Raw genomic sequence first — 21049 nt, 5'->3', positions numbered from 1 at the left:
AGGCTGCTTTCGCAGCCTCTTTGCATTTTTTATAATTATTTTAATGTTTAAAATTCTTAATTATCTCGACAGCCATCTCATATTTTTCGAAGGGTGGCATAATGTAGATACCACTTACCATATGTTTTATTTTTTCAACTATCTCACAGGCAATCTCTACTCCCTCTTTTGCAGGCTCTTTAGAAGAACGCATTCTTTCTCGGATTTTGTCGGGTATTGTGATTCCTGGTACTTCATTGTGTAAAAACTCAGCATGGCGTGAAGACCTTAGCGGCAAAATTCCACCCAAGATTGGTGGTAGTGAAAAATTAACCTTTTCTAAAAACCTTTCTAGCGTCTCAGGTTTATAAATTGGCTGTGTTTCGATAAAGTGCGCCCCATTTTCAATTTTGTGTTTGAGCTTTTCTATCTCTTTTTCCAAGTCATCCGCATTGAGATTTAGCGCAACGCCTATTGTAAAATTTGTTGCTTTTCCAATTGGATTGCCCATGTAATCTGTACCACTGTTTAGCCTACTTAAAATCAAAACAAGACCTTCAGAGTTAACATCAAACACTGGTTTTGCCTGTGGATGATCGCCAATTGATGGTGGGTCGCCTGTAAGCGCCAACACATTTTTAACCCCAAGCGCTGCTGCACCCAGAAGCTCTGACTGAAGAGAGATAAGGTTCCTATCCCTGCATGTAAAGTGCAGTATTGACTCCATACCCAGCTCTTCTTTGAGTATATGAGCAAGAGCAATTGGAGAGATTCTGACCCTCGCCATTGGAGAGTCTGCAATGTTTACTGTGTCTGCTCCAGCATCTTTTAAAAGCTTCACACCCTCTTTTGTCTTTTCAAGTTCAATTCCCTTAGGTGGACTTATCTCAACTGTAAAGATAAATTTCTTGCCAAGCTTTTGAGAAAGCTCAGATGGAGTGTCTTTTAAAACTGTTTTTTGTTCCTCTTTTCTCTCAACCACTTCAACTTCTATGCTAGGTAAAAACTCTTTTACTTTTTCCTTTATAGCTTTTATATGCTCAGGAGTTGTTCCGCAGCACCCACCAACAACTTTTGCACCAAGCTTTATATATTCAGGAACAAATGATGCAAAATACTTAGCTGATGTTGAATAAATAAGCCTTCCCTGCACAAGCTGGGGATACCCTGCATTTGGCTGGACAGAAAATGGACCTTTCAAATGCTGTGAGAATACCTTTAAAGCCTCTAAGGTCTTTTGTGGACCATTCCCACAGTTAAGTCCTACAACATCTGCATCTGTTACTTTTAAAAATTCTGTAACCATGTAAATATCTTCCCCGTATATTGTGCTCAGCTCTTTGGTAAAAGAAAACTGAATTATATATGGAATTTTATCATTTAGCTCCTTCAAAGCTTCAATTGCGATTTGAACCTCATGTGTTGATGCAGCTGTCTCAAAGATTATAGCGTCAACCCCTTCATCTAAAAGAAAATAAAGCTGTCTTTTGTACACCTCTCTTGCTCGTCTAGTATCTATCTCAAAACCACTGCCAACTGGTTTCCCAAGCGGTCCAACACTGCCTATGACAAAAACTTTATCGTCTGCAACCTCTTTTGCAATTTTAACAGCACTTCTGTTTATCCTCTCAACCTCGTTTTCAAACCCAAAAATTTTGAGTTTGCACTCATTTGCACCAAACGTGTTTGTCTCTATGCACTGTGCGCCTGCCAAAATATAGTCTGTGTGAATTTCCTTTACAAGCTCAGGATTGGCTATATTTGCCCACTCAAGTGGAAAGTCCAGCGAAAATCCTCTGTTCAAAAGCTCTGTGCCCATTGCACCGTCAAAAATTACGGTCGACTGTTCTTTCAAAAACTCTCTAAAGCTCTTCTTCAACTGAAAACCTCCTCATCTTATTCTTAAATCTGCACTTTGACTGCGCTTTTGCCGTGTATGCTTGATACTGTTCCATACACGCCAAAGTAATACCTTTCAATAACATCTGCATGAGATTTTGTTTTTATATCAAAAACATAAGGTTTTTTTGAAAAATCCTGAGATTCTATTAAAAATTCTTTTAAAACCTCAGGCTCTACATTCTCATCAATATCAACAAATATTGCATCCTCTTCAAGCCCTGCAAGTTCGAAGACAGCTTCGCTTGAGAAATCATTTGTTAGCTTGAATTCATAAAAACTAAACTTTTGAGAAATATCAAGCAAGGAATAAATTGATGTTATAAACTTCTTCTGTATACCACTTTCAAATGAAACCTCTTTCCCTTTTAAAACTTTCGATATTGCACTTATATACTCAGGGTTTGTGCCACAGCACCCACCATAGAGCCTGACTCCATTTTCAATAAACTCATCTGCCAAATTCACAAACTCAGGAATGCAGCTTTCATACACAGTCTTGCCATCAACCACTTTTGGCAGTCCTGCGTTTGGCTTTACTGAAAGCGGAACAGACGAAAAACCTTGCATCTGCTTAATAACCTCTAAAAGCTGTATTGCCCCTCCAGAGCAGTTAGCACCAACAATGTCACAGCCAATTAAACTGAAATAGTATGCTGCAACCTCTGGAGGAGTTCCCATCAAAAGCCTTTTGTTTTGTTCAAACGTAAAAGACACCAAACATGGTATATCTTTTTTCAGCACTTCTTTGACCTTTTTGTATGCAAAAAATGCAGCCTTTGCTTCTTTAATGTCAGACATAGTTTCAATCGAAACAAAATCCGCTCCTGCCTGAATTCCACTTAGAATCTGTTCGTAAAATATTCTTTCTGCCTCATCAAAACTCAGATCACCTGAGGGAACAAAAAGTCTACCTGTTGGTCCAACAGAAAGTCCAACATACCCTCCATACTCTTTTGCAACCTCTTTTGCAAGGCAAACCGCCCATTTGTTTATATTCTCAACTTCATTTTCAAGTCCATATTTTTTGAGCTTTTCTCTGTTTGCACCAAAGGTATTTGTCTCAACACAGTCAGACCCGGCTTCAAAGTACTGCCTGTGAATAGACGAAACTACATCCTGTCGTGTAACCGACCATAAATCAGGACATTCATCTTCTTTAAGACCATTTTGAATAAGCTGAGTACCCATTGCCCCATCAAAAATCAAAACTCTTCTGTAAAGCTCATCTTTTAGCAATGCCATTACCATCCTCTCTTCTAAATTTTAAAAAAAGCTGCTTAAAAAAAATTAAGCAGCTCTTCTAAAATACTTATTCATTGTCATTCTCGCTATTTTCTTTATTATTTTCCTTTTTTGTTTCTTGCTGGGTAATTTCATCAGCAACCTGCTCGCTGAAATCTGACTGAATAAGTTTCAAAACAGCCTCCAGTGCTTCTTTCTCATCCTCACCATCTGTAATAATTGTCACTTCATCGCCACAGTCAACCATAAGCGACATCAAACCCATTATACTCTTTGCGTTGGCTCTTTTCTCATCTTTTTCTATTAAAATGAGGGACTTGAACTTACTTGCAACCTGAACAAGCAGGGCTGCAGCACGTGAAGAGATCCCCTGAGAATTTTCAATCTTCATGTGAAGGCTTTGCATATACTATTCCTCCTTTTCTAAGTTCCTCGGCAATTTTATCTATTTTCCTCAGCCTATGATTGACACCAGATTTGCCAAGAGGATTTTTGAGCATACTTCCAAGTTCTTTCAAAGAGGCATCCTTGTATTTTATTCTAAGGCGTGCTATCTCTTGCAGATTCTGTGGAAGGCTGTCAATGCCAATTGTTCTTTCGATAAACTCAATATTTTCAATATGCCTCATAGAGGCATTTATAGTCTTCTCTAAGTTAGCTGTTTCACAGTTGACAAGGCGGTTGACATTGTTTCTGAGTTCTTTCACTATGCGAATATTTTCAAGCTCTAAAAGTGAAGAATGCGCTCCAATGATGTTTAAAAAATCTACTATCTGTTCACCTTCTTTTAAGTATACTACATAATGAGACTTTCTTTCAACAATTTTTGCCTCAAACTCAAAACTCTTTAAAACCTTCTGCAAAAACTCCGCATCATCCTTTGTCTTCACATCAAACTCCAAATGATACATCTTCTCAGGGTTTGTAATAGAACCGCATGACAAAAATGTTGCCTGCAAAAAAGCCTTTCTGCAACATTTTTTCTTCACAAGCTCCTCTTTTAACGAAAAACTGAGATGATACTCTTTTGCACCTTTTCTAACAAAATGAAGGTCTTTCAAAACGCCTATGTTGTCGCTGCTTGGAGGTAAAAAGATAGTATATACATAGTTTTTCTGCAGCTTACTATTTTTCTTGATACTTACCTCACAGTGTTTTGAAAACCCGTTTTTCATGAGAAGGAAAAAAGACCTTGCAGTCTGAGCATTTTCAAATGAAGTTTTAAATGAAAACGTCCCATCAAGCTCATATATGCTTCCTGCAAACTTCAAAAACGCTGCAACCGCAGCTTTTACACAACAGGAATTTTGAGAAAGCTTTCTGCTCACTTCTGATTTTGCAGTCGATGAAAAAGACATTTTTGTTTACCCCCAAAAAGAAAGCTTCCTTTGCTGTGTTTCAGCTCTTAAAGGGCTTACCAAAATTTTTCAATCTCAGATACCCTAACCTGTATTCATGGATCACATCCTTGCCATAGATGATGTTACTCACAACCCTTGCAAGCTTTGCTGAATTGTGACGAATAAGCCCGTTAGAAATGTTCAAAAGTCCTTCTTCTACCACTGTATATCCCTTCTCAACTGTTTTCTTGTCACTCCAGACAGGCTGTGCACCATCTTCCCTGTATCTCTCCAGCACTTCTGGAGGAATTGGCTGGTTGTTCACAATAACAATGTCAAAAATCCTTCCGCCGCAATGTCTCTCTATTGCCTCAATATGGTCATACAGTTGATAGCCGTCTGTCTCACCAGGCTGCGTCATGATGTTTGCAATGTAAATTTTCTTTGCTCTGCTTTTCTTTATACTCTCAACAACCTCCTTGAACACAAGATTTGGCATTATGCTTGTATAAAGGCTTCCCGGTCCAATTATTATCACGTCCGCCTTTTCAATCTCATCCAAAACCTCAGCATATGGTTTTGCATCAGAAGGAGTTATAAAAACTCTTTTTATTGGGGTCTTAGAATTTTTTACCTCTTCAGGAATTTTTGATTCACCAACAACTACCCTGCCGTCTTCAAGCTCAGCACAAAGATTAATATTGTCAAGAGTCACAGGCAGAACTTTTCCTCGAACTGCTAAAACCTCGCTCATGAGTTTTACAGCCTTTTCAAAGCTCCCTGCGATTCCTGTCATTGCAGCCAAGAACAGGTTACCAAAACTCTGACCTTTAAGACTTCCTTCCTTGAACCTGTAACTCAAAAGCTTTTGCATAATCTCTTCTGTATTTGCTAAGGCCAGTATGCAGTTTCTGATATCACCCGGTGGAAGCATGCCAAGGTCTTCTCTGAGCTTTCCAGACCCACCTCCATCGTCTGCAACAGTTACAACTGCTGTGATGTTTGCTGTGAGATTCTTTATACCCCTGAGCATTGTAGAAAGTCCAGTGCCGCCACCGATTGCAACAACCCTTGGTCCTTTTTCCAAAAACCCTTTTGAATATATAGCATCAAATATGGTCTTCTGGCTTATTCTGTATGGCAGACTCTTGTTCAAAAGCCTTATAAAACCCTTTATTAAACCCATCAGCGAAATCAAAAAAACTCCAATTCCTAAAGCAAATAATCCTATGCGCAAAGAGGTGCGAAGTTCCACTGAAACATTAAAAATATCAATGCTTTTTGTTAACGAAGCTGAGATCAAAATAATACTGAATAACATTAAAACAATCCATCTTTTTATATAAATACCTGGTTTTAAAAAATCAAATATCATTGGCATGTCACCCTTTTTTATCTTTCTCTATATCTCTATGAAATATTGAAACTTTATATCCCTGGTTTTCAACAGCCTTGAAAAGCTCTTCAGCCACTGTGACAGATCGGTGCTTACCACCGGTACAGCCAATCGCAATCACAAGCTGCCCTTTTCCTTCTTCTGCATAGTTTGGTATTAAAAATAAAATCAGGTCAAAAAGTTTTTGCAAGAATTTTTTTGTGACGTCCCATTTTAAAACATATTCTTTAACTTCAGGTTCCTTACCTGTTTTGTACTTGAGAGTATCCACATAAAACGGGTTAGGGATGAATCTGACGTCAAAAACAAGGTCAGCATCAAGCGGAAGCCCGTATTTAAATCCAAATGACATAATAGTGATTAGCATTGCCTCTTTTGACTTTTGCTGAACAAAAATCTCAAAGAGTTTTTCTTTTAAATCACGTGGCAAAAGCGTGGATGTATCAATCACAAAGTCAGCATACCTTTTTATATCCTCAAGCTTTTCTCTTTCCTTTTGAATGGCTTCTAAAATGCTGCCGTCACCTTCAAAACTGAGAGGATGTTTTCGCCTTGTCTCTTTGTACCGTTTTATAAGAACCTCATCATGTGCATCTAAAAAGAGGAGTTTAAAGTTGCGGTCATCTTTTTTTAGCTCCTGTAGAACATCTTTGAAGTCATCAAAAAGTTCACCGCCACGAATGTCTACAACCGCAGCAATCCTCGAAATCTTCTCTTTTGTTGCACTTGCAAGCTCAGCAATCTTGGGTAAAAACTGCGGTGGTAGGTTGTCTATACAAAAAAATCCCATGTCTTCAAACGCCCTTATTGCTAAGCTCTTACCAGCACCAGACATGCCAGTTATTATTACTATCTCCAACAAAATCACCCTTTTTTATCTTTTATTTTGGGTATTTATTTTGGGTATTCTGGCGCAAAAAGCGGTGTTTCAAAATCGCCTATGAACTGAATCTCAGGTTCAAGCAAGATTCCAAACTTTTCGTATACAGTCTTTTGAGCAAGATAAATGAGTTTTCTTACATCTTCAGCTTTAGCATCTTCTACATTTACGATAAACCCTGCATGTTTTTCAGATATACACGCACCGCCCATTCTATACCCTTTCAAGCCCGCATCTTCAATGAGTTTTCCTGCAAAGTTGTTTGGAGGTCTTTTAAACACAGAACCTGCACTTGGATAAGAAAGAGGCTGTTTTTCCCTGCGTCTTTTGGAAAACTCACTTGCTTTTTGCAATGGAAGAATATCTTCTTTGGCAGCAAATTCAAGGGAAAATGCTGCCCTCAGAAGCACCATTTTTTCTTCTTTTAATCTGCTGTGTCTGTAAGAAAATTTCATTTCTGACTTAGAAAGTTTCAAAATATTTAAGTTTTTATCCAAAACCTCTGCCCACTCAAAAACGTCTTTTATCTCGCTATCGTATGCACCCGCGTTCATATATACAGCTCCGCCAACAGTGCCAGGAATTCCTACTGCAAACTCTAAACCTTTGAGACCTTTTTCGCATGCTTTTTTGGCAATCACAGACAGCATTGCTCCGCAATCTGCTTCAATTAAATTCCCATCTATTTTAAAAGAATCTATCTTAACTGTCGTAATTACCGCTCCATTAAAGCCTTTGTCAGAAACAAGAACATTTGAGCAGTTCCCAACAACAATGTAATTTATTTTTTTCTCTTTTATTAAAGTTAGTATTCCTATAAACTGTTCGGTATTTTGGGGAAATACTATATATCTTGCTTTTCCGCCTATCTTGAATGTTGTAAACTCTTTTAATGGATGATCTTTTAGAAATTCAATACCTAAATTTTTTAAATACATTTCAAATTCCATTTTTCTATCACCTTAAAAGCTTCTGTTTCAAATTTATTATATTACATTTAAACAAAAAATTTAATTATTTTTTACCTCGACTGCCTCAATTTCACCTTCCCATGGCTTAAGTAACACAGAAAACAAGCTTTTTAGCGCTTTGGTGCTCCCTTTTTCAAAAAGCCACAAGTCTTCATACTCCTTTTTCAGTATCACAGGCATGCGGTTGTGAATATGCTTTATTTCTTCAGCTGGTTCTGTTGTAAGGATGACAAAACTATCTACAAGTATCCCACCTTCAAGCTCCACCCTTTTGTAAAGCCCTGCCATGTAAAAGACATTGCAATCTTTTGGTTTTATAAAAAACTTTTGTTTTTTGCTGCCATCTTTCTTCCACTCAAAAAAACCTTGAGCAGGAATCAGACACCTGTTTGAAATTATGCTAGAAAACAAAGGCTTCTCCAGGATGGTCTCAGCCCTTGCATTTATTATAACTTCTTTTTTGTTTTGAAGAGGCAATCCCCATCTTAAAATCTCAGCTTCTCTTTGAAAGTCCTTTGACACAATCGACGGAACAAACTCTGTAGGAAATATCTCACCAGACTTTACTTTCTGCAAAATAGGGCTTTTTTCATATTTTTGATAAATCTCATCTAAGATTTTTTTAATCTCTTCAATATTCTCATCAAGATTCAAAAAGTATCTACCGCACACAAAAATCAGCCTCCAAAGACCAGCTTTAGCTCTTCATATATATCCTTTATTGAACCATATATCAAATCTGGCTTCAAAGATGAAGCCTCAACATCTTCCATCCTTGTCTCACCAGACAGCACCAGAACAGCAACCATACCGCTATCCTTTGCCATTTTTATGTCTGTATAAAGCCTATCCCCTATCATCGCAATCTTGTTTTTTTCAACCTTCTTAAAATTTGAGATTATATCAACCATTATGGAAGAAGGTTTTCCAACAAATACAGGTTTTTTCTTTGTTGCATTCTCAAGCATGATGCAGATTGAACCACAATCTGGAATATATCTTCCACCATCTAAAGGACAAACAAGGTCCGGGTTTGTTGCCAGAAAAGGAACCCCTCTTCTTATAAGCTCACATGCATCTAAAAGTTTTTTATAGGTAAGCTGAGTGTCAAACCCCACAACAAGATAGTCTATGTTGTAATTTGGACTGTCAACAACAAAGATGCCCATCGACTTTAGCTCTCTTTTTAAAGATGATGTCCCAACAACATACACTTTTGGTGATCTTTTTTCTTTGTGAATTGTTTTGATATAAATTCCCATTGCCTGACCTGAAGTAAATACGTTTTCTTTTGTAATCTCAAAGCCCATGTTCAAAAGCTTTGAATAGTAGTCTTCTGAACTTTTTGACGAATTATTTGTCAAAAAAAGAAAATCTTTTTGGTTTTCCTTTAATAGCTTTATAAACTCTCTTGCACCTTCAAATACCCTTTCACCAAGATACACTGTGCCGTCCAAGTCAAGAAGGAAAAGGTCTATGTTCTTTAGAATACTGCTATGTTTCATTTGTCAACTTCCCCTTTTTCATTTTTTCGATGCTGACAAAGCTAAAAGCCTTTTTGCAAAATCTTCATAGCATTTTTGAGCATTGAAATTCTCTTCCCATATCCTTCTTGCAGCAAGACAAAACTTTTTATATTCCTCTTGGCTCATGGTAGCAAATTTTTCTATAAGGTTTGCAAGGTCATTGTCCGAAAAATTTTTATCAAGCAAAAATCCATTTATTCCATTTTTCACGATCTCTTTGGTTCCACCAACATCTGTTGCTACAACAGGTATTGCATATGACATTGCCTCCATAATGGATACTGGAAGCCCTTCTGACTGGCTGACATTTACAAACAGATTGAAGTTTTCTGTAGCATACAGATTTAAAATGTCTTCATTCTTCATAAAACCTAAAAATTTAAATTCAATATTGCTTTTTCTGCCCAGTTTTTCTTGAGCATACAATTTTATTTTTTCCAAAAGTTCCCCATCTCCAATGTGAGTCCATGAAATTTTAACACTGTCAATTTTCTCAAGGCTGTCAACAATCCTGTCAATCCTCTTAACAGGTACAACTCTTGCACAGCTGACAATTTTAAAAATCTCATCTTTTTTCTTATCAATGTTCACATTGTGTTTATTAAAAGTCCCGAGGTACGACACTTCTGCTTTGTTTGTTTGATAACTATTGTTTATATACTCAGCACCCATTTTTGAACAGGCAAAAATCTTATCTATGTTTTTAATGATAAACTTTTTGCACGGCTGAGGATAGCTTTCTTCATACAAATCGCCCCTGTGCGCTCTTGAAACCTTCAGCGCAAAAGGCTGGTTGTAAAGTGAAACTGATAGTGCCAAAAAATGAAACCAATATGAGTAAAGTATTGTATCCTCAGCAGGTATATTGTATTTCTTTATAAGCTTTTTAATATTCCTTAATGTGATGTTTGTAAGAAAAGTCCATCTAAAAACCATCCACAGATTCAATAGCCTGTATGAAAAAGGTTTTGGAGAAAACACTGCCTTGATTGCTTCTTTTATCATAAGTCCAATAAGTTTGGGATTTAAAAGTAAAATATCTATTAAGCCAAAACTTATATCAGCCACCTCAACCTTTGGATTTTGAATATACTGTTTCAGGTTCTTTAGCTTTTTAGGTAGCACCTTTCCCGGCCAAATAGGTACAATGTAGATTTTATTAAAAAACTGGGAGAGAATATCTATCTCATTTCCTACAAATACATCTCTTTTAGGATGTGGATAACCTATCGTGAGAAGAATTAAGTTCAAATTAAGCTTTCCCCCTTTATAAAAATTGTTTTTTATTCTTTTTTGAGTTTATCACTCAAAAGTCCACAGCGTCAACACAACATTTCAAAAGCATAAAATAAAAAGATTCTCTTGACCTGTTGAAAATCTTATTTTATAATGTTCATATGAACAATTATTCAAATGTTCAATCTTGAAATTGAGGTGAGTTAATTTGGAAAAACAGGATGGTTTTGAAAAAATCGATTTGTGTAGCTGTAATGTAATTCACAATGACATTGTTAAGAAGGTTAAAGAAAGCCTTCCTGCCGAAGAGACAATATTTGACCTTGCCGAATTTTTTAAGGTTTTTTCAGACTCAACGCGCATAAAAATCTTAAGCAGTCTCTTGGTTTCTGAGATGTGTGTATGTGACTTAGCAGCAGTGTTGGGCACATCTCAGTCGGCAATATCTCACCAGCTAAGGCTACTAAAAGTCTTCAGGTTAGTAAAGAGTAGAAAAGCTGGTAAAGTTGTGTATTATTCTCTTTTGGATGATCATGTAAAAAGTATAATTGAGCTTGGTCTTGCGCATCTTAGCGAAAACCAGTAGATGAGAGGATGAGGTAAACTTGGCAAAGATGAATGTAGAATTAATCTTAGAAAATCTTTCATGTGCCAATTGTGCTCAAAAAATTGAAGAAAAGGTGGCAAAGCTGCCTTTTGCAGAAAGTGTCTCTTTGAATTTTGTAACAAAGAAACTCTCAGCAAAGGTTGACCAAAAGTCCTACAGTGCATTTGTTGAAGCAGTAAAGAAGATTGTAAACGAAATTGAACCTGAGGTAAGTGTATTAGAGGCACCAAAAGAAAAACCAATGATTAGCATTGGTGAAATCTTACTTGTATTAATCTCTGCTATGTTTTTTGTAGTAGGACTCTTTACAAGAAAAGAAGGCTTTGCTCTAATCTTTTTTCTTGTTTCTTATTTGCTTTCTGGAAAAAATGTTATCTTAAGCTTTTTCAAAAACATCAGAAAACTTCAATTATTTGATGAAAATTTTTTAATGACAGTGGCAACATTATCAGCTATTTTCTTAAAAGAATACCCTGAAGCAGCGTCTGTTATGCTCCTTTACAAAATTGGACAAATACTTGAAGATGTTGCTGTAAACAAATCAAGAAAAACCATACAAGCTTTAAAACACCTCGAAATAGACTATGCAAACTTGAAAATTGGCAATATCATCAGGAAAGTAAATCCAAAAGATATTGTGCCTGGTGATATAGTGGTGGTAAAACCGGGTGAAAGAGTGCCAGTTGATGGAACTGTAGTATCTGGAAAATCGTTTTTGGATACATCTGCTATCACAGGTGAGTCAAAGCTTTTTGTTGCCCAGCCAAACGATAAGGTTTTTGCTGGCAGTGCAGTAGTTGACGGGTTTCTGGAAGTCAAGGCTCAAAGCTTCTACAAGGATTCTTCTTTGCACAGAATAATAGAGATTGTTGAAAATGCTTCTGCCAACAAATCCAAAATGGAAAGGTTTATAACAAGGTTTGCAAAGGTATACACTCCGGCGGTAGTTGCCCTGGCAGTAATATTTGCCATTTTGCCACCACTGCTATTTGACCAGCCTTTTAAACTGTGGATTTACAGGGCAGCTATTTTTTTAATTATCTCATGTCCTTGCAGCCTTGTTATATCTGTGCCACTTTCGTATTTTGCTTCAATTTCAAAGCTTTCTTCGAAGGGAATACTGGTAAAAGGTTCTCAATTTATAGATATTCTAGCATCAAAAATAGGAAGTTTTCTTTTTGATAAAACAGGAACAATCACAAATGGGGTTCTTTCTGTTGAAAAGATTGTACCTGTACAGATTTCTGAGCAAGAGTTTTTGAAAATTCTCATAAGCATTGAAAGCCTTTCAAACCATCCAGTAGCAAAGTCTATATTAAAAGGGATTGGAGAAAATAGTATTTCTTTTTCTTCAGTACAAGATCTCAAAGAACATCCCGGCAGGGGAATAGAAGGGATTGTTGATGGCAAAAAGGTTTTGATAGGAACAAAAGAGTTTTTGCAGGAAAGTGGAGTTGAAATAAACCACAGCTCTGAAGTATCATCTGAACTTTCGTACATCTTTGTGTCATGTGATATGAAATTTTGCGGGTATGTTGCCTTGAAAGATTCTTTAAAAGATGATGTAAAAAAGGTTTTAAATGCCCTCAAAAGCTTTGGCGCAAAGATATATCTCTTGACAGGCGACAAAAAAGAAGTGGCTGAAAAAATTGCAAAAGACCTTCCGATAGATGGTATTTTCTCAGAGCTTCTTCCAGAAGAAAAGGTAAAAGTGGCTGAAAAAATAAAACTTGAAAATAAAGGTCTAGGATATGTTGTGTTTGTGGGAGACGGGACAAATGATTCGCCAGCCCTCTCTGTGTGTGATGTTGGAATTTCATTTGCAGGCAGTGCAAGTTATCTTGCAACAGTTGCAGCAGATATTGTTCTTCTTGATGGAAAGTTATCAAAGATTGTAGAGCTAATAAAAGATTCAAGGTTCACAAGAAGGATTGTCATTCAAAATATCGTTCTTTCTCTCGGGATAAAATTTGCTGTGATGCTCCTGGGAGTCTTTGGAGTTGCAAATCTGTGGGAAGCAGTTGTGGCAGACACTGGTGCAATGCTTTTAGCAGTTTTAAATTCTTTGAGAGTGCTCAAAAAATAAAAAAAGAGGTATAATATTTAAGAGGGGGTTTTTCGCTTCCTATTTCAGTTTGCCAAAAAAGAGGTGTTTTGAAATGATAGAAATGTATGTTAAAAACGTTGCATTTTTTGAAGAGGGGGGAGGATTTGCGGTTCTGCTGTGCGACAAGAACAACAAAATGGTTCTCCCCATATTCATAGGACCGCTTGAGGCTCAGTCAATTGCCCTTGCACTTGAAAAACAAAAGTTTCCACGCCCTTTGACACACGACCTGATGGTTGAGATTATGCAAAAGTTTTCAATCTCAATCCAAAAAGCTGTTATTACTGACATCAAAGATGGTACGTACTTTGCCCAGCTTCATTTAAGAGACTATAATAATGTGATTTCTGTCATAGATTCAAGACCAAGCGATGCTATTGCGCTTGCTCTGAGAGTAAACTGTCCAATTTATATGGCTCCAAAGCTTATAGAGTTTACCTATAAATACGAAGAGCTGATTCCTCAATAAAAGACTTATTTCAGTTCTATTACTTTCCATGCGCTTCTGTCAAGTTGACGACCAAGAAATTCTGTACGCACGCTCAAATAAAGCATGTTCGGATTTTGTAAATCTTTTTTGGGAAATACTATCTCAATCTGATTCTTTTTCCTGCGCATTTTGGCATTTTGAGCTGAAAAAGCAGGGCTTGTCATGGTCTTTATTACATTCATTTTGCTGCCAGAAATCAGAACATACATCCTGCCAAGATACTTGTAATTTTCAAATGCTCTTATGTGAAGATAGTACGAAATAAGTTTTTTAGCAGAACCGACCATTTCGATACCTATGTAGATGTTCTTGCTGTCGTGTGCTGCAAATATCGCTTCAATATCAGCGCCTTTTTCAAAAATGAGCGACCATATGTCGTGTGTCGGTTCCTTGCTAATTAAATATTTGTCTGAAAACAGGTTGTCCCCCTCATATTTTTTTGCATATTCATTATTCAATTTTGCAAATAATTCATTTTGACGAACAAACGCCTCCAAAAATCCTCTCATAACCTTCATCTGAGAATGGTAATCTGAGATTGAATTTAATTTTTTTTCTATCATATTCTCCTCAAGTGGTACCTGATACCATTCTGTATTTGTAAACGCAAGCTTGAACGGAGGAACAAGATACATCTGAGGGTGCTTACCAAAAGGAGTTGGCCAGTCTCCTCTGTGTACAAGATACTGCCATTCTTCACAGCTGTAATTTAATGTCAGAATTGAAAACTTTACAAACGCTGATGTTGCCCAGTGGTCAGGATGTTGGTCGTGCGAGTATGGATATATGATTAAATCAGGCTCAAATGATTTTATTATGCTCTGAATATTCTTTACAACGTTTATTCCTTTGTATTCTACTCCTCTCTGATAGGAGTTTGAATATGGACTTTTGAATGTGCGTGTTAAGGGATTAAAATAGCTCACCTTTGAATCAAAATATTTTTCCCATAAAAACCTCAAACCCCTATCCGGATATCCTAAGAATATTATATCCTCTCTTTTTACCCCCAAGTCCTCAAGCGCATGAACTGTTTCATTTTGTCGAAGATAACCAAATCTTATGTAATCATCAGGCTTTAACCTGATCTTCCCGAAGTTCTGACCAGCGGCGCGGGTAAACCCATCACCGTTTGTCATAACAACAACTTTAACTTTTCTACCATACAAAAGTGCTTTTTGTATTACTCCTGCAGAAGACAAAGTTTCATCGTCACAGTGTGGTGCAAAGATAAGTATCTTTTTGTAATTTTCAACCCGAAGCAGTGGAAGCTGAGCTGAAAAAAAGTAGTTTGAAATATATTCTCTTGCTAAAAATAAAAAAACATTTGCAACAATCCAGATAATAAACGTATATAAAATATATTTGCGCTTAAACCTTATTCTTCTTTCCCTCTGAGGTTTTTTGTATACATAACCTTCAGCACTTTTAACTTTAAACCGTGGCATATACCTTGCCTTCTCCTCTGTAACCAAATATGCTTTTTTTATTTTACACTATCCTCTGCCCATTTTCTATTAAAAATTCTTCTAAAATCGCAAGCGGGCAGAAGCTCTTCCATTTTATGAGCTTCTGCCCGCTTTCTATATAAAAGGAGGAAATGAACGGGGGGATTTTGAACTTATGTAAGCTTTCAAAAATAAGAGTTACAAGGGGGTTGTCCGCATTTTTCTTGCCACCTGCTGTTTACAGTTATAATTATATGTTTTTTGTATACACCAATCAATACCAAAAATAAATAAACTTTTTCAAATTTCTTTCAGCTTTTTTAGCTATGTGGCTATGTGAATACTTGACCGATTTTGATAAAAATCAGTGTTTATTTTGTATACTTTAACTATACGCAAAAATGCCCTTTTTATGCCTTTTAAGAACTTCTCTATTTTTTCTGGTTTATTGCTCATAAGCTCTCAGCTTAAAATTAACTCCCAGCTCCTGTGCAATTTTTTTGCACTCTTCTACCTCCTCTTTTGAAATTATATCAACACACGAAACCCAAACCTCTTTTATATACTTTCTACTTTCCTTTATAAACTCAATTACATGGTCATATATGTCTTTATCAAAAGGTCTGCAGATTTCATTGTACCTCTCTTTATTTGGAGCATTTAGACTTATTGATATCCTGTCAATAAGCCCTGATAAAAGCTGTGGTACGTTTTTTTTATGAATATAAGATGCATGACCGTTTGTATTGACCCTTAGCGGCACTGAAGTTCTCTCTTTTAACCTTTTTGCAACTTCAATGACAACATCAAGTTTTATTAAAGGCTCACCATAGCCACAAAATACTATCTCATCATATTTTTGAGGGTCTTTTATCTCATTCAAAATCTCCTCTGCTGTTGGATCCTTTTCAAGCCAGAGGTCATATCCTTCGCCAAGTCCTTTCTCAGAGTTTCTTATACAGAATATGCATGAGTTTGTACATTTATTGGTGACATTTATATATAACCTGTTGTCAATTGTATATGTTATCATTCCCATTTTATCTTTGTTTCATCTCCATTCTTTTTATTTTATACCAAAAAAGTTTTTTGCATTCTGTGTAGTCTTTTCAATAACCTCATCTTCAGAAACATCTTTTATTTGAGCAATTTTTTGTATTACATACTTTAAATAAGTTGAATCATTTCTTTTTCCTCTGTAGGGGTGCGGTGTCAGGTAAGGACTATCCGTTTCCAGCATCAAAAGTTCAAGCGGATACTCTTTCACAACCTCAACCAGTTTTTTAGCATTCTGAAAAGTGATAACACCACCAACTGAGATATATATCCCATGTTTTCTCAAAATCCTGCTCATCTCAACGCTTCCTGAATAACAGTGTATTAAAACTGGAATTTTGCCTACAGCTCTTTCAAAAAGAACATCCAAAGTATCCTTGTGAGCCTCTCTTGAATGAACAACAATTGGAAGATTTAATTCTTTTGCAACCTCAATCTGTCTTACAAAAACATCTCTTTGAACATCCCTTGGAGAAAAATCGTAGTGATAGTCAAGCCCAATCTCACCAATTGCAACGTTCTTTTCAAACCTTGCAAGCCCAAAAAGCTCCTGCTCAAAATCCTTTGGTGCATCCTTTGCCTCATGAGGATGAATTCCTACAGTTATATAAATGTTATCATATTTTTTTGCAATTTCAATGTTTTCTTTTGAAGACTCAACAGAAGAAGAGGATGAGATGGCAATTATATCTTCTTCTTTCAGTTTTGCCATCACATCCTCTAAATCTGCATCAAAAGCTTCATCATCATAGTGTGCATGAACATCTATTATCATTTTACCTTTGCTCCTTCTTTTATGTCCTTTTCAGGGGTGATTAAGGTAAGTTCATCGCCAATTGAGGCTGCCAAAAGCATTCCCTGAGATTCTACTCCTCTTAACTTTGCAGGCTTTAAGTTTGCAACAACCACAATCTTTTTGCCAACAAGCTCCTCGGGTGAGTAGTGTTTTGCAATACCTGCAACAATTTGCCTCTTCTCATCTCCTAAATCAATAATGAGTTTCAAAAGTTTATCTGCACCTTCTATTCTATGTGCTTCTAATATCTTAGCAACTCTCAGTTCTAATTTTGCAAAATCATTTATTGTGATGTATTCTTTTTGCTCTTCATTTTTGTCATCTGCAGGCACAGCTCCCTCAGGTCTTTTAACTTCTTGCTTGTTTGTATCTTCCACAGCATTTTCCTCCTTTTCTATTATTCTTGGGAAAATAGGTTCACCTCTTTTTACCTTTGTACCCTCTGGAATCAAGCCATACTGTGATGCACTCTCCCATGTAGTTATATCCAAATTTTCATCCTTTGAAATACCCAGCTGTTGCAAGATCTTTGGTGTTGTCTGAGGCATAAATGGCTCTATTAACACAGCAACCACTCTCAAAACCTCTGCAAGATTATAAAGCACTGTTTTTAGCCTTGGATACTTTGACTTGTCTTTGCCAAGCACCCAGGGCATTGTCTGGTCAATATACTTGTTCGCCCTTGAGATAAGCTTCCATATTTCAATCAATGCATTTGAAAACTGGAACTCATCAAGCAGCTTGCAGACATTTTCGTATACCTCTTTAGCAAGTCTTTTCAGTTCATTGTCAATCTCTTCTTCTTCCTCTGGATGATAAATCACACCATCAAAATACTTTTCTATCATTGCAACTGTTCTTGAAAGCAAATTTCCAAGATCGTTTGCAAGGTCACTATTATGCCTGTTTTTAAGAGCATCTTCTGAAAAATAACCATCTGCACCAAATGGAATTTCACGAAGCAAGAAATATCTGAGACTATCCACGCCATATTTTTGAGCAAGAATTACCGGGTCAACAACATTTCCCTTGGACTTTGACATTTTACCGCCTTCCAAAAGAAGCCAGCCATGACCAAATACAGTCTTTGGAAGAGGAAGACCAAGCGCCATAAGCATTGCCGGCCAAATAATGGTGTGGAACCTGACAATTTCTTTTCCAACAAGGTGAACATCTGCCGGCCAGTATTTTTTAAACCTGCTATCATCTTCTGACATATAACCAAGTGCTGTTATATAGTTTGAAAGAGCATCTATCCATACATATATGACATGTTTGGGGTCAAACGGCACTTCAATTCCCCACTTAATTGTTGTTCTTGACACACAGACATCCTCAAGTCCCGGTTTTATAAAGTTATTTATCATCTCATTTGCACGTGACTGGGGAACTATAAATTCTGGATGTTCCTCTATATATTTCATCAAGGCATCCTGATACTTTGATAACCTGAAAAAGTAACTCTCTTCCCTTGCACGCTCAACAGGTCTTCCACAATCAGGACATTTCCCATCAACAAGCTGTCTGTCAAGCCAGAAAGATTCACATGGTGTACAGTACCAGCCTTCATACTCGCTTTTATAAATATCGCCCTGTTCATAAAGCTTTGTAAAAATCTTTTGAACAACCTTTTTATGTCTCTCTTCGGTTGTTCTTATAAAATCATCGTATGAAATGTTCATAAGCTTCCACAACTCTTTTATTGAAGCCACTATCTCATCAACATATTGTTGTGGAGTTTTACCGGCTTCCTGCGCTTTTCTTTCTATCTTTTGTCCATGCTCATCTGTCCCTGTCAGGAAAAACACGTCATACCCTCTTAATCTCTTGTACCTTGCAATTGTATCAGCAGCAACTGTACAGTAAGTGTGACCAACATGAAGCTTGTCAGAAGGATAGTATATTGGTGTGGTTATATAAAATTTTGGTTTTTCCATCTTTTCCTGTTCCTCCTCTTAAAAATTTATATTCCATACCTTTTGTGAGCAAAGTCGTAAAAAAGCTGAGGAATCTTAGGTGGAAAGTATGTAAACAGCGGAAAAATAATCAAAAGCAAAATTATCAGTATCACAAAAGGTGCTTTTTTAATTTTCTTTTGTGAAAGTGTGATTTTAAGACTGACAAGCTGAGCAATTATGATTGCCAAAACAAGCGTTAATATATCCAAAAAAAGATTGTCAGCCAAAAATGCGGTGTACAGAAAATAAAATATAGCTGTTAAAAAAGGAATTAAAAAAAGTGCTACAGACTTTCCTACAATAAAATTTTCAAACCTTCTTCCATAGATTATATATTCAATTATGTAGAAAATAAAGCCACCAAAAAATCCTATCTTTAGATGTTCCCATACACTCTCGTTTACTGCAAAAACTATTGCTGTCCATTTTATCCTCCCGAAAAACTCAAACCCAAAATGCAAAAGAGAAGATATTAATAGAATAAAAATCATTCCTACAAAACTTGTAATTTTGGCTCTTTTCCTATAAATCCTCTTTGAATATGACGAAAGATAAATCTCAAACATCAACAAACACCTTCTCTACAACAAGGTTTTTATACTCACAAATACAATCTACAAAGTCTTTTCTGAGACAAAACTCAAGATCTTTTTCAAACCCAAGCTGTTTTAGACGATTATAGTGATATGAATATTTTAATATTTTATGAGGGTCATTTTCAAATTTTTTATATAGCTCAAATGAAGCCAAGGATAGATCATCAATTTCAACATCTCCAAGACCATTTTTAAACATATCAACAAAATATCCAGCACACAGAATATCTTCAAGGGTAAACTTCTCTTCTGTACCTGCACATACAATTGTTATTTTTTGTATATCCTTTTTCAAAGCTTCTTTTAATATATACTCTGCAGTTTTTTGTGCATTTATAAATGAACCAAGAAATATTCTTTTCGCCATAACTGCTCTTTTGAGCGCTCTTGTTCCGTTTGTTGTTGTCATGATAATTTTTCTACCACAAACAACCTCTTTTTTATAAGAAAGAGGTGAATTGTCAAGGTCAAACCCTTCAATCTTTAAACCTCCTCTTTCCCCTCCAAGTATAAAGGTTTCTTCAACACTTTTAAAAAGTCTTGCCTCTTCAATGGACTCAACAGGAATAATCTTTTCTGCCCCATTTGAGATTGCCCATATCATAACAGAAGTTGCCCTCAATAGGTCTATCACAACGGCAACAGAATCTTTTATCTCTTTTTCATCAACATCTTTATAGTGTGAAAATGTAACTATCTTCAACCTTTTATACCTTCTTTCTTCTTTAAAGTTAAAATAGGTTGAACACTGTAAATTTCAAAGTTTTTCTTGCTAAATATAAATCTTAACTTTATATATACCACAACCTGTATGTAAAAGAAAATAGAAATGTGATAATAAATTATCAATCAGGACTCAATATAATACAAAATATTACTGGAATTTATACAGTTTAATAGCATATTATAAAATTTTTGGTTGCATTCTCTCTTTTTTATCCTGAAAAGTTACATAAAGAAAATTAGAAATTATAAAAAATTCCAGTTTTGCAAACTCTCATTTTATGTAAGGTCATAATAAAAAAGGGCTGGCCCTTCTTTAAAAGCATCTAAATGGCACAGCCCAAAATTTTTTATTATGAAGTTAGGATTGTAGCAGTGCTACCTTTAGTTAATTTGATTTATTTTGAGGTTGACGTTTTCGCAGTTTTTTGGTTCTTTGAGGAATAAACTTTGTTTGTTTTTGTAGAACTCTTTTTAGTTTCTGTTTTTGAAGACTTGCTGCTCTTTGAATATTTAGCTAATTTTGTACTAATCTTTCCTGCTTTTACAGGAGTTTTAGTTGCAACTGTGGATACCTTCTTTACATGGCTTTTTGACGAAGAAGTAGATGTTGTGGCAGCAAAACTAAAAACTCCAGTTAAAATAAAAGCTGCCAAAATTCCAATTGCAATAAGTCTTTTCATAAGCTTTGATTTTCTTTTCATTGAAATCAAAACCTCCCTTTTGTAAAATTTTGATTTTTCAAATCTGTTATTTATTTTAAATCTTTAACATTAAAAGAAGATTAAAGAAGGAT

Annotated in this window: 20 protein-coding genes; 3 read left to right on the top strand and 17 right to left on the bottom strand. The window is 36.1% G+C overall.

Annotated features, from left to right (window positions below):
- Nucleotides 1-40: 40 nt before the first annotated feature.
- The 10 genes from COB47_RS01400 to COB47_RS01355 all read right to left on the bottom strand — a co-directional run bounded on the left by COB47_RS01400 (nucleotide 41) and on the right by COB47_RS01355 (nucleotide 10487).
- Complete coding sequence (locus tag COB47_RS01400) at nucleotides 41-1858, bottom strand: bifunctional homocysteine S-methyltransferase/methylenetetrahydrofolate reductase (RefSeq protein ID WP_013289643.1); 1818 nt, start codon at nucleotides 1856-1858, stop codon at nucleotides 41-43.
- A 23-nt stretch (nucleotides 1859-1881) separates the two neighbouring features.
- Complete coding sequence (locus tag COB47_RS01395; RefSeq protein ID WP_013289642.1) at nucleotides 1882-3123, bottom strand: homocysteine S-methyltransferase family protein; 1242 nt, start codon at nucleotides 3121-3123, stop codon at nucleotides 1882-1884.
- Nucleotides 3124-3190: 67 nt separating this feature from the next.
- The gene (locus COB47_RS01390; protein WP_013289641.1) at nucleotides 3191-3529 is read right to left on the bottom strand and encodes an HPr family phosphocarrier protein; all 339 of its coding nucleotides are present in this window, start codon (nucleotides 3527-3529) and stop codon (nucleotides 3191-3193) included.
- Nucleotides 3504-4481 (bottom strand): DNA-binding protein WhiA, encoded by a 978-nt coding sequence (whiA, locus tag COB47_RS01385; RefSeq protein ID WP_013289640.1) that lies wholly within the window; start codon nucleotides 4479-4481, stop codon nucleotides 3504-3506. The genes COB47_RS01390 and whiA overlap by 26 nt, the downstream gene beginning before the upstream one ends.
- A gap of 40 nt (nucleotides 4482-4521) precedes the next feature.
- Nucleotides 4522-5844, bottom strand: a complete 1323-nt coding sequence (locus COB47_RS01380) for a gluconeogenesis factor YvcK family protein (protein ID WP_013289639.1) — start codon at nucleotides 5842-5844, stop codon at nucleotides 4522-4524.
- Nucleotide 5845: 1 nt separating this feature from the next.
- Entirely contained in the window at nucleotides 5846-6718 is an 873-nt protein-coding gene (gene rapZ / locus COB47_RS01375; RefSeq protein WP_013289638.1) for an RNase adapter RapZ, read from the bottom strand.
- Nucleotides 6719-6753: 35 nt separating this feature from the next.
- On the bottom strand, nucleotides 6754-7689 hold the full coding sequence (gene murB / locus COB47_RS01370) for a UDP-N-acetylmuramate dehydrogenase (protein ID WP_013289637.1): 936 nt from the start codon (nucleotides 7687-7689) through the stop codon (nucleotides 6754-6756).
- Between the two features lie 60 nt (nucleotides 7690-7749).
- Nucleotides 7750-8382 (bottom strand): SOS response-associated peptidase, encoded by a 633-nt coding sequence (locus COB47_RS01365; protein WP_013289636.1) that lies wholly within the window; start codon nucleotides 8380-8382, stop codon nucleotides 7750-7752.
- A gap of 5 nt (nucleotides 8383-8387) precedes the next feature.
- Nucleotides 8388-9215: an HAD-IIA family hydrolase gene (locus COB47_RS01360; protein ID WP_013289635.1), complete on the bottom strand. Its 828-nt coding sequence runs from the start codon at nucleotides 9213-9215 to the stop codon at nucleotides 8388-8390.
- Nucleotides 9216-9233: 18 nt separating this feature from the next.
- A complete protein-coding gene (locus COB47_RS01355; protein ID WP_013289634.1) occupies nucleotides 9234-10487 on the bottom strand; it encodes a glycosyltransferase in 1254 nt (417 codons plus the stop codon).
- A gap of 193 nt (nucleotides 10488-10680) precedes the next feature.
- Between COB47_RS01355 and COB47_RS01350 the strand changes: the two genes are divergently transcribed.
- From COB47_RS01350 to COB47_RS01340, 3 genes are all read left to right on the top strand, one after another.
- Entirely contained in the window at nucleotides 10681-11058 is a 378-nt protein-coding gene (locus COB47_RS01350) for an ArsR/SmtB family transcription factor (RefSeq protein WP_013289633.1), read from the top strand.
- Between the two features lie 19 nt (nucleotides 11059-11077).
- The gene (locus tag COB47_RS01345) at nucleotides 11078-13165 is read left to right on the top strand and encodes a heavy metal translocating P-type ATPase (RefSeq protein ID WP_041742336.1); all 2088 of its coding nucleotides are present in this window, start codon (nucleotides 11078-11080) and stop codon (nucleotides 13163-13165) included.
- Between the two features lie 73 nt (nucleotides 13166-13238).
- Entirely contained in the window at nucleotides 13239-13655 is a 417-nt protein-coding gene (locus COB47_RS01340; protein WP_013289631.1) for a bifunctional nuclease family protein, read from the top strand.
- A gap of 5 nt (nucleotides 13656-13660) precedes the next feature.
- Here COB47_RS01340 and COB47_RS01335 read toward each other — a convergent pair whose 3' ends face one another.
- From COB47_RS01335 to COB47_RS01305, 7 genes are all read right to left on the bottom strand, one after another.
- On the bottom strand, nucleotides 13661-15124 hold the full coding sequence (locus COB47_RS01335; protein ID WP_013289630.1) for a PIG-L deacetylase family protein: 1464 nt from the start codon (nucleotides 15122-15124) through the stop codon (nucleotides 13661-13663).
- 445 nt (nucleotides 15125-15569) lie between these two features.
- Nucleotides 15570-16163, bottom strand: coding sequence for a TatD family nuclease-associated radical SAM protein (locus COB47_RS01330; protein WP_013289629.1), 594 nt, complete (start codon nucleotides 16161-16163; stop codon nucleotides 15570-15572).
- Between the two features lie 27 nt (nucleotides 16164-16190).
- Nucleotides 16191-16955 carry a TatD family hydrolase gene (locus COB47_RS01325; protein ID WP_013289628.1) on the bottom strand — a complete coding sequence of 255 codons (765 nt, stop codon included), beginning with the start codon at nucleotides 16953-16955 and terminating at the stop codon, nucleotides 16191-16193.
- Entirely contained in the window at nucleotides 16952-18913 is a 1962-nt protein-coding gene (gene metG, locus COB47_RS01320; RefSeq protein WP_013289627.1) for a methionine--tRNA ligase, read from the bottom strand. The genes COB47_RS01325 and metG overlap by 4 nt, the downstream gene beginning before the upstream one ends.
- A gap of 26 nt (nucleotides 18914-18939) precedes the next feature.
- Nucleotides 18940-19500 (bottom strand): DUF6512 family protein, encoded by a 561-nt coding sequence (locus tag COB47_RS01315; RefSeq protein ID WP_013289626.1) that lies wholly within the window; start codon nucleotides 19498-19500, stop codon nucleotides 18940-18942.
- A complete protein-coding gene (locus tag COB47_RS01310) occupies nucleotides 19493-20233 on the bottom strand; it encodes a 2-phosphosulfolactate phosphatase family protein (RefSeq protein ID WP_013289625.1) in 741 nt (246 codons plus the stop codon). Before COB47_RS01310 ends, COB47_RS01315 begins: the two co-directional genes overlap by 8 nt.
- A gap of 418 nt (nucleotides 20234-20651) precedes the next feature.
- Nucleotides 20652-20957: a hypothetical protein gene (locus tag COB47_RS01305; protein WP_013289624.1), complete on the bottom strand. Its 306-nt coding sequence runs from the start codon at nucleotides 20955-20957 to the stop codon at nucleotides 20652-20654.
- Between the last annotated feature and the right edge of the window lie 92 nt (nucleotides 20958-21049).

The sequence above is a fragment of the Caldicellulosiruptor obsidiansis OB47 genome (assembly GCF_000145215.1).
Classification (GTDB): domain Bacteria; phylum Bacillota; class Thermoanaerobacteria; order Caldicellulosiruptorales; family Caldicellulosiruptoraceae; genus Caldicellulosiruptor; species Caldicellulosiruptor obsidiansis.
The sequence above is the reverse complement of the archived record's forward strand: the minus strand, read 5'-3'. Positions and strand labels throughout refer to the sequence as shown.

Bases quoted from the DNA above. Each gene is read 5' to 3' on its own strand.
- whiA (WP_013289640.1), bottom strand. From the start codon at position 4,481: ATGTCTTTTTCATCGACTGCAAAATCAGAAGTGAGCAGAAAGCTTTCT.
- COB47_RS01395 (WP_013289642.1), bottom strand. From the start codon at position 3,123: ATGGCATTGCTAAAAGATGAGCTTTACAGAAGAGTTTTGATTTTTGAT.
- murB (WP_013289637.1), bottom strand. From the start codon at position 7,689: ATGGAATTTGAAATGTATTTAAAAAATTTAGGTATTGAATTTCTAAAA.
- COB47_RS01325 (WP_013289628.1), bottom strand. From the start codon at position 16,955: ATGATAATAGATGTTCATGCACACTATGATGATGAAGCTTTTGATGCA.
- COB47_RS01390 (WP_013289641.1), bottom strand. From the start codon at position 3,529: ATGCAAAGCCTTCACATGAAGATTGAAAATTCTCAGGGGATCTCTTCA.
- COB47_RS01305 (WP_013289624.1), bottom strand. From the start codon at position 20,957: ATGAAAAGAAAATCAAAGCTTATGAAAAGACTTATTGCAATTGGAATT.
- COB47_RS01360 (WP_013289635.1), bottom strand. From the start codon at position 9,215: ATGAAACATAGCAGTATTCTAAAGAACATAGACCTTTTCCTTCTTGAC.
- COB47_RS01315 (WP_013289626.1), bottom strand. From the start codon at position 19,500: ATGTTTGAGATTTATCTTTCGTCATATTCAAAGAGGATTTATAGGAAA.
- COB47_RS01335 (WP_013289630.1), bottom strand. From the start codon at position 15,124: ATGCCACGGTTTAAAGTTAAAAGTGCTGAAGGTTATGTATACAAAAAA.
- COB47_RS01380 (WP_013289639.1), bottom strand. From the start codon at position 5,844: ATGCCAATGATATTTGATTTTTTAAAACCAGGTATTTATATAAAAAGA.
- metG (WP_013289627.1), bottom strand. From the start codon at position 18,913: ATGGAAAAACCAAAATTTTATATAACCACACCAATATACTATCCTTCT.
- COB47_RS01330 (WP_013289629.1), bottom strand. From the start codon at position 16,163: ATGGGAATGATAACATATACAATTGACAACAGGTTATATATAAATGTC.
- COB47_RS01340 (WP_013289631.1), top strand. From the start codon at position 13,239: ATGATAGAAATGTATGTTAAAAACGTTGCATTTTTTGAAGAGGGGGGA.